This is a genomic window from Vibrio sp. QJM3NY_21, assembly GCF_057785975.1.
Map to the genome: position 1 here is coordinate 1,623,344 of NZ_CM173513.1, position 12,615 is coordinate 1,635,958.

Annotated in this window: 8 protein-coding genes; 7 read left to right on the forward strand and 1 reads right to left on the reverse strand. The window is 43.4% G+C overall.

Annotated elements, in window-relative coordinates:
• Window positions 1-70 precede the first annotated feature (70 nt).
• The 3 genes from AC3CID_RS07345 (at window position 71) to AC3CID_RS07355 (ending at window position 6,255) form a co-directional block, all read left to right on the forward strand.
• Window positions 71-3,442 carry a DEAD/DEAH box helicase family protein gene (locus AC3CID_RS07345; protein ID WP_065205338.1) on the forward strand — a complete coding sequence of 1,124 codons (3,372 nt, stop codon included), beginning with the start codon at window positions 71-73 and terminating at the stop codon, window positions 3,440-3,442.
• A 135-nt stretch (window positions 3,443-3,577) separates the two neighbouring features.
• A complete protein-coding gene (locus AC3CID_RS07350) occupies window positions 3,578-5,116 on the forward strand; it encodes a type I restriction-modification system subunit M (RefSeq protein ID WP_065205337.1) in 1,539 nt (512 codons plus the stop codon).
• Window positions 5,113-6,255, forward strand: coding sequence for a restriction endonuclease subunit S (locus AC3CID_RS07355; RefSeq protein ID WP_065205336.1), 1,143 nt, complete (start codon window positions 5,113-5,115; stop codon window positions 6,253-6,255). The genes AC3CID_RS07350 and AC3CID_RS07355 overlap by 4 nt, the downstream gene beginning before the upstream one ends.
• Window positions 6,256-6,375: 120 nt before the next feature.
• On the opposite strand, the gene AC3CID_RS07360 is transcribed toward AC3CID_RS07355, so the two are convergent.
• On the reverse strand, window positions 6,376-6,912 hold the full coding sequence (locus tag AC3CID_RS07360; protein ID WP_488527201.1) for a hypothetical protein: 537 nt from the start codon (window positions 6,910-6,912) through the stop codon (window positions 6,376-6,378).
• 260 nt (window positions 6,913-7,172) lie between these two features.
• Here AC3CID_RS07360 and AC3CID_RS07365 point away from each other — a divergent pair, with 260 nt between their 5' ends.
• Genes AC3CID_RS07365 through AC3CID_RS07380 form a run of 4 tightly spaced genes read left to right on the forward strand, consistent with a single transcriptional unit; the run spans window position 7,173 to window position 12,610 of the window.
• Window positions 7,173-8,834, forward strand: a complete 1,662-nt coding sequence (locus tag AC3CID_RS07365; protein WP_065205334.1) for an AAA family ATPase — start codon at window positions 7,173-7,175, stop codon at window positions 8,832-8,834.
• Window positions 8,834-9,721: a hypothetical protein gene (locus AC3CID_RS07370; RefSeq protein WP_065205333.1), complete on the forward strand. Its 888-nt coding sequence runs from the start codon at window positions 8,834-8,836 to the stop codon at window positions 9,719-9,721. The genes AC3CID_RS07365 and AC3CID_RS07370 overlap by 1 nt, the downstream gene beginning before the upstream one ends.
• Before the next feature lie 25 nt (window positions 9,722-9,746).
• The gene (locus tag AC3CID_RS07375; RefSeq protein WP_065205332.1) at window positions 9,747-11,795 is read left to right on the forward strand and encodes a protein kinase family protein; all 2,049 of its coding nucleotides are present in this window, start codon (window positions 9,747-9,749) and stop codon (window positions 11,793-11,795) included.
• Window positions 11,786-12,610, forward strand: a complete 825-nt coding sequence (locus AC3CID_RS07380; protein ID WP_065205331.1) for a serine/threonine protein kinase — start codon at window positions 11,786-11,788, stop codon at window positions 12,608-12,610. Before AC3CID_RS07375 ends, AC3CID_RS07380 begins: the two co-directional genes overlap by 10 nt.
• Window positions 12,611-12,615 lie beyond the last annotated feature (5 nt).

A 12,615-nucleotide genomic window follows, 5' to 3' on the forward strand; every position in this document is an offset into this window, starting at 1 on the left:
CACGGTCATCGTAATAAGAGCAATTATTTGATATAAGGTATGCAATTCAAATTTGGAGTATCAATGGCTTATGGCGACTTCTTTAAACTTCGAACTCATTCGTGAACATAACGAAAAACTGGCAAATTTAGGATACCTCGCTGAGCAGATCCTACATTTAGACCCTGGCAGCGCGATTACGCGATTGCGTGGCTTTGCCGAAGAAGTCACCAAAGAGATTTATGCCATTGATGGTTTAGCAAGGCTTCCGCAGGCAAGCTTTATGGAACTGCTAAAGAACGATGCTTTTATTGATGTCACTGAATCGCGCCTTCGAGATCAGCTTCATTTCTTGCGAGTAGAAGGAAATGACACTGCACATGGTGGTGACGGTTCTACGCGTAAAGCTTATGCGGCACTGGGTACAGCTCACTCTCTATCTCAATACCTTGCGATTAACTATTACGGCTTTCAAGTATCTGAGCTCAAAGAGCTTGTATACCCAGATGCTCCTACCTCAAACTCTTTAACGCAAAAGCAACTTGATAAAGTTATTGAAGAGAACGAACAGAAGCAACAAGCGCTGTTTGATGACTTAGAGCGCGAGCGCCAGAAGCGCCAAGCAGCAGAAACTCAGGCCGAGTTAACGGCTGAACAACTGAAGCAAGCAAAAGCACAGGCGAAGTCGCGTAGTCAACAAACGGCGAATAGCCTGCAATGGGATGAAAATAAAACTCGCCAGTTGTTAATTGATACATTACTGGCTCAGGCTGGTTGGGATATCAATGATCCAGAAAAAGTAGGCATTGAAGTTGAAGTCGAACACCAACCGACAAACTCCGGAGTAGGGTATGTTGATTATGTTCTTTGGGATGACGACGGTACGCCACTTGCCGTTGTCGAAGCGAAACGTTCGCGTGAACATATGCAAAAAGGCAGGGAGCAAGCTCGCTATTATGCTGAAGGTCTAGCAAAGCAACATAACTGTCCAGAGCCGATTGTGTTTTATACCAATGGCTATGAGATTTGCATTTGGGATACCAAGCAATACAACACCTATCGTCAGGTGTTTGGCTTCTATTCCAAAGATAGCCTGAAGTTTTTGCAATACCAGCATTTACATAAAGATCCAAACTTAGAACAACTCAACCCTAACGCAGATATTGCAGGTCGACCTTATCAGATTGAGGCGATCAAATCGGTGACCAACCAATTCCAAAATCAGCGCCGTAAGGCGTTGATTGTCCAAGCAACAGGAACGGGTAAAACTCGTGTATCCATTGCATTAGTTGAGTTGCTACTTCGTTCTCGCTGGGTTAAGCGCGTACTATTCTTGTGTGACCGTAAGGAGCTGCGCCGTCAAGCCGATGGAGCGTTTAAAGACTTTTTACCAAGTGAACCGCGTTGTGTCATCGGGGAGAAAAACCAAGTCGACCAGTCAGCTCGTGTATTCGTCTCGACTTACCCAGGTATGATGAACCGATTCTCACAATTGGATGTAGGCTTCTTTGATTTGATCATTGCCGATGAATCACACCGTAGTATCTATAATCGCTATCGTGACATTTTCGACTACTTTGATGCAATGCAGGTAGGTTTAACTGCAACACCAGTGAAGTTCATTGCGCGTAACACTTATGACTTGTTTGGCTGTGAAAATGGCGACCCAACCTTTAACTTCGACCTAGCAGAAGCTATCTCGCATGAGCCACGTTTCCTCAACCCATTCAGAGTAAAAGAGTTCACTACCGAATTCTTGCGTGATGGTATCCACTACAGCAAACTCACCCCAGAACAACAAGCGCAGCTTGAAGAAGATCTCGGAGAAGAAGAGGCGCAAAATACCACCATTAAAGGTAAAGACATTGGCAGAAAGATTTTCAGTGTCGAAACCGACAGCGCCATCCTAGAGAACTTGATGGAAAATGGCATTAAAGATGCCACTCAGTCGCTAGTGGGGAAAACCATCATCTTTGCGCAAAACCAAGCCCATGCCGAGCAACTTGAGAAACTCTTCTGTGAAGATCTGTATCCACAATACGGCAGTAAAGTCTGTAAGGTGATCCACAATGCTGTCGATCGCCCAGAAGCTCGAATTGATGAGTTTAAAAAGCCAGATAGCGATTTCCGTATCGCCATTTCCGTCGACATGATGGATACCGGTATCGATGTACCAGAAGTGGTCAACCTTGTGTTTGCACGCCCTGTGAAATCTTGGGTGAAGTTCTGGCAGATGATTGGGCGTGGCACAAGACTTTGTCCAGATCTGTTTGGCCCGGATAAAGACAAAGAAGAGTTCTTGATTTTCGACCACTATGGCAACTTTGAATATTTTGAAGAAGAGTATGTAGAAGCAGACACTGGCGTTAGCCGTTCACTGCTGCAAACCGTCTTTGAAGCACGCTTACAACTTGCCGATGAAGCTCAAAAGCGTGCCGACGTTAAAGCCTTTGAGCTTGCTTGTGCGCAGATGAAAGCGGATATTTGTGACCTACCAGAAGGCGCAATCGCCGTTCGCCGAGAGCTTAGAAACGTAAAACAGCTCCAAGAAACTGACCAGTTACTCCAAATGAATGGTTCCACTAGGCATCTACTGGAAACCACAATCGCGCCTCTGATGGGAAATCGCACACTAAAAGACAAAGATGCCTCAATGCTGGATCGCTTAACCTCACAAATTCAAAGTGCTCAGTTATCAGGTAGTAGTGAGATCGAAAACCTAAAAGCGGATTACATCTCTCGCTTACAAAACCTAGCAGTGACCATTACAGAAGTGCGCAAACAAGGCGATGAAATCGCAAGAGTGCAAACCCAGAAATACTGGCAAGACATTACGCTAGAGCAGCTTGAAAACACACGCACTAAACTGCGTGGGGTTATGAAGTTCAAAAAGAAAGAACTGTCTCCTTATGAGAATATTCAAACAACCGCTGCGCAAGATGGCGAGGTTCGTGAAACTGACCGTGTGGTGGTTATCGGTGATGAAACAGAAGCTATGGTTTACCGTAAGCGTTTGAAAGACATTCTCGATAAAATGCTTGCTGATAATCCTGTATTACAGAAGATTCATAACAACCAAGCAGTGACAGAATATGAGCTAAAATCACTGACTTCAACAATTTTAACGCAGCACCCCGGTGTTGATGCGAATGCTTTGAACGCTTTTTATGGAAGAACGTCACAAGAACTGAGCCAAACGTTGGTTCAGCTAGTGGGTTTAGACGCCGATCTGGTCAATCAACGCTTTACCGATTTCATTCAAAATAACCAACTTAGCTACAAGCAAGTGCAGTTTTTGAATCAATTGAAACGCTTTATTTGTCAGAACGGGCGTATCAAAGTCGCAGATTTATACGAGGGGCCGTTTGAACGCCTAACCGATGGCGAAGGCTTAGATATCTTCACTGATACTAAAGCGGACGAGCTTGAAGCGTTAATGCAGCCATTTTTGATGCCACATTAACCAAACGGTCATTCAAAACACCGAAAAGGGAGTTTGTAAGGTTACGAACTCCCTTAATCATTATAAAATCTCATAATCTACACCTCTTAACTTTGTCGTTTGCAAAGTTAACAGTCACTAAAAGAAGAGCGCATTATGCTAACTGGTCAATTACGTAACGATATCGATGGTCTGTGGGAAAAGTTTTGGACGGGTGGGGTAACCAACCCGCTAGTGGTGATTGAGCAGATCAGTTACCTAATGTTCTCTCGCATGCTAGATATGCAAGAAACCACGGCAGAGAAAAAGGCTAAACGGACAGGTAAGCCGTTTAATCGCCAGTTCCCAGAAACGCCAGAAGGTCAGTTACTCCGTTGGCAGAATTTCAAAAACATGTCGGGTGCAGAGCTGCTTCCTCACCTGCGTAATAACGTATTCCCGCACTTCTCACAAATCGAGCTAAACGGCTCAGACATTGCACAGTTTATGGCTGATGCTGACGTGGAGATCCGCAGTGAGTCGGTACTGCTATCTGCTGTTGAAATGGTTGATAAGCTTCCGCTCGAACAGAGTGATGTGAAAGGTGATATCTACGAATACCTGTTAAGTAAGCTCTCTTCTGCCGGCATTAACGGTCAGTTCCGTACGCCTCGTCATATCATCGATATGATGGTTGAAATGCTGGATGTGCAACCCACAGATGTGATTTGTGACCCGGCGTGTGGTACCGCGGGCTTCCTGTCTCGCGCGATGGAATACCTAACGCGTACTCACACTAGCCCAGAAAGCATTTACCAGGATGAAGACGGCAACAACGTTTATACCGGTGACATGCTGCACGAATACCAAGATCACATTAATAACAAGATGTTCTGGGGTTTTGACTTCGACACCACCATGCTACGCGTTTCGGCAATGAATATGCTGCTACACGGTGTAAGCTCTGCCAATATCACGTACCAAGACAGCTTGAATAAGAACTTTGCAGGCAAAGCTCAAGAAGAGAACTTCTTCGACAAAATTCTAGCTAACCCGCCATTTAAAGGTAGCCTAGATGAGCAGTCGGTAAACCCACAAGTGCTCTCAATGGTAAAAACCAAGAAAACAGAGCTGCTATTTGTGGCGTTAATCTTGCGCATGCTTAAGCTTGGTGGTCGCAGCGCAACCATCGTGCCTGATGGTGTCTTGTTTGGTAGTTCAAAGGCGCACAAAGACCTGCGTCAAGAGCTGATTGACAATAACCAACTAGAAGCCATGATTTCGCTACCTAGCGGTGTATTTAAGCCATACGCTGGGGTCTCTACTGGTATTCTTATCTTCACCAAAGGCGGTAGCACCGACAATGTTATGTTCTATGACATGCAGGCAGACGGCTACTCACTGGATGATAAGCGTAACCCTATCAAAGACAATGACATTCCAGAAGCATTGGCAAAATGGAAGCGTTACAGCGAGTTATACCAAGCGAACGATACTGATGCACTAACCGCAGAGTTTGGTGATAAAACGCAAAAAGCCTTTATGGTATCGGCGGAAGATATTAAAGCGCAAAAGTATGACCTTTCTATCAACCGCTACAAAGAGGTGGTGTATGAGGAAGAAGTGTATGAAGACCCTAAAGTGATTCTTGGTAAGCTGAAAACACTTGAGAATGAGATTCTCGCTGACTTGAATGAGTTGGAGGGGATGCTATGAGTTGGCCTTTAGTTAAGTTCAAAGATATTGCCAACGTTGTAACTGGATCTACACCTAAAAAAAATACAGAATATTTTGATGGTGAAGTGCCTTTTGTTACACCTGGCGATTTAGGAGTTGTAAGTGAGGTTACAACTACTGCAAGAACATTAACTCGCGAAGGTGCAGCCACCGTTCGATGTATCCCAGCAGGAAGTGTAATGGTTTGCTGTATCGGAGCAACGATAGGCAAAGTAGGCTATACGAATCAGAAAGTGGCATCTAACCAGCAAATTAACAGTCTAGTTGTCGATACTTCAAAAGCTGATCCAAAATATGTTTACTATTATTGTCTGACATTAAAGCCGAAGTTAATTTCTGCATCAAGCTCGACTACCATGCCTATTGTTAATAAGTCGACTTTTGCCGAATTTGAAATCCCACTCCCACCATTAGCCGAACAAAAACGCATTGCAGCCATTTTAGATAAAGCTGATGCCATTCGCCAAAAGCGCAAGCAAGCCATCGACCTAGCCGATGAGTTCCTACGCAGCGTCTTTTTGGATATGTTTGGTGATCCGGTTTCAAACCCGAAAGGGTGGGAAACCAAGCGTATGGGCGATGTGATAGAGTTTAAAGGCGGTCACCAACCGCCAAAAAGTACATTTAAGTATGAACCAGAGCAGGGTTATGTGAGATTAATACAAATCAGAGACTTTAAGACTGATAAATATAAAACTTATATCCCAGAAGATAAGGCGAGAAGGATTTTTGACGTAGACGACGTCATGATTGCTCGTTACGGTCCACCTGTTTTTCAAATATTAAAAGGTTTAAGTGGTTCATACAATGTAGCCTTGATGAAGGCCTCACCCAAAAATGATAGCTTTTTGAAAAGCTTTATTTTTTATTTGTTGCAGCTACCTGCATATCATGACGTAATTGTAGCGAACTCAGAAAGAACAGCAGGTCAAACAGGCGTTAATTTGGAGTTGCTAAACAACTTCACAGTTCCAGTCCCTAGCCTATCTCAACAACAAGATATAATGGCTCATATGGTGAGATTAGAGACAATTATTGATAAGTTTAACGTACAGTTGACTGATGCTGAGGAGTTATTTAGCTCACTTTCCCAAAAAGCCTTCTCTGGCGAACTTTAAACCAAGCCCTAAATAAACCCTCAAACTAGCAATGCTGAGGTTCTTCAGCATTGCTATCAACAACAATGACCATCCTTTATTGTCAATCCTGCTCAAACCCTTAATGACTATCACGCTCAGTTACGAAAACGGGTCATCAAAACTTGAACTCCCACAGCCAAAACCATCATCGTCAAATAGGCTAGAATCATCGAAACAACTGTTTGTACTGTCGTCGAACAAACTGCTGTTCATGCTATCGTCACTCAGTGAACTGATTGAGTCGTCAAAGAGACTGGTATTATCAAAGCTATCTGATGAACCTATGCCGAATGGATTGCCTTCGACATCCACACCTCCAATGCCACCGATCATAGGTAACCCCGTTGCAGGGTTAATTTCATTGTCATCGAACGTTGTGGTGTTTTGTGAAAACAAAGTTCTTTCAATAGTGTCGGATTCAAACAGATCATCTTGGTCGTTATCGGGCGTGGTGTCTGAATGTTCACTGTCTGAAGCTGAATCGGAAGTTGAAGCCATAGGGGGGAAGTCGTTTGTCTCAGTCATGTGAGAGACGAAAAAGTAGCTAAACACTCCGATGAAGATCCCGAAAGGTATGGCCAGCGAGCCAATCATGAGGCCGATGGCAGGAAAAAGAATAGCTAAGATATATTTCATATAGAGCCTCATCACTCGGCATGTTAGAAGACTAGGTGTCCAAATCATCGTTATGCCTAAACAATAGCAATCCAACCATTTTGTGTTGTTATCAATGTTGAGATTTGCAGTCCATCATTCACTAAATAGTATTGACTCAATCTTTAATTTGTATATGTGATGTCAGCTCTATAAATATATGCAATTTGATGATAATAGTATGAGTTAACTCGCTGATTTGTATCGGCATAACCACTTAAAGTTAATGATTACCGCTGAACATGAATATCACCAAGCTATCTCTAACCAACTTCCGCTCATTCCAGCAAACACAAACTATCGAGTTTGCACCCGTCACCTTATTGTTCGGCCCAAATAGTGTCGGTAAGAGCAGTGTCCTTATGGCTCTGTTTTACTTACAGCATGTTATCAATAAGGGTCAATGTGACCCTCAGAGAATTGAAGCGCTTGGTAATAAATACGTTGGCGGCTTTAAGAACCTTATTAACGGTAAAGATCTCTCTAAAACCATGGTGATTAAGGTTGAGTACCAGAAACCAAAAAACCAGGCAGGACACAGTTTCGATGATAGCACTTGGTTTATTGAGGGTTTACATCAAAAAGCGGCTCAGTTGGGTGAGTCCGTATCTGAACCTTTACTCAATATGAGTAGCCCTAGTGAATGGGCCGACGAGGTCGCGATTGAGTTTGAAATCAAGTGGTCTCACGCTGAAAAAACAGCGTTTGTCTACCGCCAATCTGTGTGGTTAGACAACGAGTTCATTCTGGAAGTGAAGAACACCAAGCCGAACGACAACGCTGAAGTGAGCCGAGTTAACTATCTTCATCCTTTATTTAAAACGGATGACGAAGATGATACAGAAACGGCTTCTCGAGAAGATGGATCATGTGGTGAATTTCATCACCATGTTTTAGAAGCGTCAACCTCTACCCCAATAGATGTATCGTTACCGAATAGTCAACAAATGTTTCTTCACGCGCCGTTTCACTTTCAATCTCGATCAGGTGCGCTGCCAAGGCTAGATAAAAGGCTAGAAACGAGCTTAGAGTCCGAACATGACTTGATTACTCGCAGAATCGAGGAAATTTTTAGTGATGTGATTGTCGCATCGCTCGCCAACCTAAACGATGTTCTTTCAGACAGCGTTGCTATTGGACCACTAAGACAAATTCCTGATTCTACTTTCGATGCTGAAGATAAGGTGATTCAAAAGGATTGGTACTCGGGTAAGGCGAGTTGGGACACCATTTTCAATGCCGATATGGAGGTGGTTCATCGAGTTAACCGCTGGATGGCAGGCCGTGATTGGCTTGACCTTGGTTATGCCTTGGTTGAAAAGTCTGAGCAAGGGCGGATCGACTATATCAGTGATGGCGATAAGTTTAGTGATTTCACACGTAGACAACTGGATGAAGCGTCGAGCGAAGGTGTCAATCATAAGTTTTTTTCTTCACGAGAGTATCAACAAGACGTGGTTACCTTGTGGGACCTTTCAAATGATATTGAGGTTTCAGCAAGTGACGTTGGTGCCGGCATTTCACAAGTCTTCCCCTTGGTGGTTGCGGCAGAGTCTAACAAGCGTGGCCTGATTTGTTGCGAGCAACCTGAATTGCATTTACATCCCAAAGCACAAGTTTCATTAGGTGATTTGCTAACCCAAACAGACAGTAAAAACCATTACTTAATTGAAACTCACAGTGAGCATTTAATCCTGCGCTTACTTCGCCGTATCAGAGAAACGACAGATCAAGCGTTGCCAAGTGGCTTTACGCCAGTTAGCAAAGCGGATCTCTCTATTATCTATCTAGAATCTTCTGATGCAGGAGTCGTGGCACATAAAACACTGCTTACCGATGATGGTGACTTAGAAATAGGTTGGCCGAGTGGTTTCTTTGATGAAAGAGATGAGGAGCTTTTCTAATGTACAAGGAGATAGCACTCGACCCTCACTGTATGTCGGAGTATCACTATTATGCATTGCTTAAAAGTGCCTTTGGTTTTGAAAATGGTCGGTATCTGGTAGCTCCAACTAAAGAGTGGGTTAGGGAGGCGTATCAAAGTGTTAAGGCTTCTGATATTGCGCCAACTAAGAAAAAGTCCGTGACTAATTTTCTTAATAAGTTGCAGCGAGATAAAGCCAATCCTTTCATTGTGTTACCGAAAGATCGAGCAGATTCAACACTACAGAGTGGGTATGAAAATTGGCTCAATTGGATGACATCACAACACTCATTAAGAGCATTCAACGCCGTTGTGTCAGAGCAAGCGGGCGCAGAACATATCAATTATGAGCAGATCATTGATGGAGACACGAGTTGGTCGATTCCTCCAACACTTTGGATCGATAAAACCGAGCACAATATCTTAGATGTGACTGTTCCACTACTGAATGTGGGCAAAGAACTAATCATTGCGGATCCCTATTTTAAACTCCCAGGTAATGCATTGCTCAAAGCTATTTTGCGTAGGGCAATAGACGCAGGTGTCCGCAGCGTGAGTATCGTGACCACAATGGATTGCAGTAATTTATCAGGTGTTTTTGAACGCGAGTATCAAGCTTCAATGGTTGATTTACCGTTGGTGAATTATATCCGTGTACCACATGGGTTTATACACGATAGATATTTACTGAGTGACAAAGCGGCAATAAAAGCGGGGCAAGGCTTTTCAACGGCACCTGAAAAAGGCCTGCAGTCGGATCGATTAAGCATCAGTTTGTGCGGTTTAAAAGAATATAGAGAGACCAAAGCGTGCATCGACGAGTATCAAAACAAGCATCCAGAAATGTGCACAAGTTTGGGCGAATAATAAAACAGTGGCTTAGATAAATATTATGGAATTACAGTTTAAGGATGTATCCGGTAAAGACAATATTGGCGATTTTACTTGGATTCATCAATCAGGGCGTCAAGCACTTATCGCAGACCTGGTATCGGGTTGCGACGTTGCGAGGGGTATAGACCTACTAAGTAGTTGGTTAACCGTGAATCAAACTAATGAGCTGTTTGTCGCGGAACAAGTGATAGAAGAACTGCATCAACTCTTTTTCAACAATGGGGTTCAATCTACCTTTGGCATTATCACTCAGAAGGCAAAACAGTTTGAATTGTATTGGGTAGGAAATATTCGGCTTTATCGAGTTGAAAAGGGGGTTAAAAGAGCCGAATCTCATGGTTTTGAATCACAACCTATTTCTGTTGTTGGAAGTGAAGTCACGCCTATCGTTCATCACATGAACCTTGATAATGATGGGATTTCGAAGTTTATTTTAACCAGCGACGGTTTAAGCAGCCAAATGATGTGCGAGCTTAACTTAACCTCTGATGCTCTAAGCAGTGGTCAACTGCAAAAAAAACTGCTTCCGGCGGTTGTCGACCAAGACTGGTCAGCACTTATTTTTCCTATGGCGAACTCACACTCTTTTGTAGCAAATGACTGGCCATACAATCCGTTTATCGGGGCTCAAGAAGAGCGTTTACATGAACGCCGAGGCTTAGCTGAATTAGCAACACAACTTTTCACACAACCGCTTTTTGAAGGTTTTAGAATTGTCTCTTGCCCTCCGATCTTAAGTGAAAACTCATCCCGTTTGTTTGATGGACTGCTTATTTATCCGTTTGGTGTGATCCCGCTTGAATTGAAAGATCATCACGGCAACATGGCAGTTGATATGTGCACGAACAAACGAAACAGCTTGTTGGTCGATAATGATATGGGGCGTACTTACCTCTCGAATCCGGTCACTAAGCTTAGAGAAGCGTTAAGAAGGTTTGGTGATCTACCTGAGTTAAAAGCGTTGCTGCCAGAATTAAAAAATACTGGTTTAGTACTGTTTACGAATCGTAACGCCAATGTTGAGTGTATTTATGATGGTCAAACGGTTTCGGCTCCTTTTATGGATATGGGTGAAGTTATGGTTGCGCAAACCGAGCAGGTATCTTCGCTACTCGTTAAGTTCTGCCGCTCTCGATTTGGTAAAAAACCAAAACGGCGTTTGTTTGAATCAGAAATAAATCAGTTAGTTCAGGAACTGACGGCATCTCCTGTTGAACAGTATCAAGGTGCCATCACCGTTGGAGATTATGAAGTAGAGCTGGAAGCGGTTGAGTCGGAATCAACAGATTACTTTACCGTTTACAACGCCGTTCTATTTAACGAACAGGTTTGGGCTAAGTGCTTTAATTTGGATCACTTAAGTGCTGTACATCGCCAAACCGAGCTCAAGAGCTTAGGCCGAGAAGCTCTAGTGCTTAAGCGCTTAAGCCGAGTGGATGGGGTTCAACGCTATCAAGATAAGGAATTGCTTGAAGACAAGTTTTATGTGTTCGTTGAAAAAGCTCCAGCTGTAACACTTGAACAATGGCTTAGTGCGAACCCTACAAGAGAAGAGAAACTCAACCTACTGATTGAATTAGCAGAAACCATCCAACAGATTCAGAGCGTGGGTGACCCCGAGATTATTCATCGAGCCATTAACTTATCAAATATTCGTGTCACCGAACGAAGCGAGCCAATGTTGATAAATTTCGAGTTATGTCAGCAAGAAATGGTTGCGACACTGCCCCTAAATGCTAGAAGAACGTTCGAGCAGAAGTACCAAGCGCCGGAAGTAAATGAACCTGGTCAGTCTTTAACGTTTTCTTCCGATATTTTTAGTCTGGGATTAGTCGTGTTTTATTCGTTAAGTGGGGAACTGCCGTTTGAGCAATCGACGAAAGAATTAGTCAGTAAGGGGCGCCGCCCAGCATATTGGAAACAGCTGTGCCAAAAGCTAGAGCTATCAGGACAATATGCTGAGTTTTGGCAGAGAATACTTCACGTTACACCTAAATACCGCCCAACAATTGAGCAAGTGATAGAGGTCTTAAAGACATGGAAATGACGACAAATGGCTATACCAAACAATACCCCAAGGAAAAGGTAATCTATCAGTGCGAAGCGACGAAACGTGCTTTTTATCGCGTCAAATTGCCTCAGCTTGGTTTGTATTACGGGTTAAAAGAGATTGAGGTCGAGGATCTTAAAGCTAGTAAAGCCATTAAAAATGAGATTGTTGCTCTGAACCGTTTGCCGTTTGGTGTTGCAGCTAAGTGCCATCAATATTGGCAAGAAGGAAAGAAGCATTATCTTCTTATGGACTGGGTTGAAGGTAAGCCTCTTAATGAGTTTGTAACGGTGGCACCAAATAATCGTAGAGAATTTGCACAACGCCTGCGCTTGGCAGAGAAAATTGGTTGGAAGTTGGTTGAACTTCATCGTTATCGTGTTACCCATCGAGACCTAAAACCAGAAAATATCATTGTGCACAGCGACAAAAATCAGAATGTCGCTGGAGTTAGTTTTATTGATTTTGGTTTGTCCAACCAAAAGCGCTACCTTGAGGAAGGGACAGCACATTATCGCTCCCCGGAGCAAGAATTTGTGAGACACGTGAGCCTCACACAGTCGTCGGACATTTTTTCATTCTGCCAACTTATTCACTATTTGTTGACGGGCCAACCATTGGTACTTCAGCCAAATTTTGATAATTCGAATTGGGATGAGATGAACATTCAATTGCCTACCTCTATACCATCAAAGCTCCGTGATGCATTGCAGCAGGGGTTAACGTTCGACTGTAGTCAGCGCAGTAAACAAGTATTTACTATCGTCAAAGCCTTACAAGAGGCATCTAAGCAAATCAATAGCAAGGGGTAATCGTA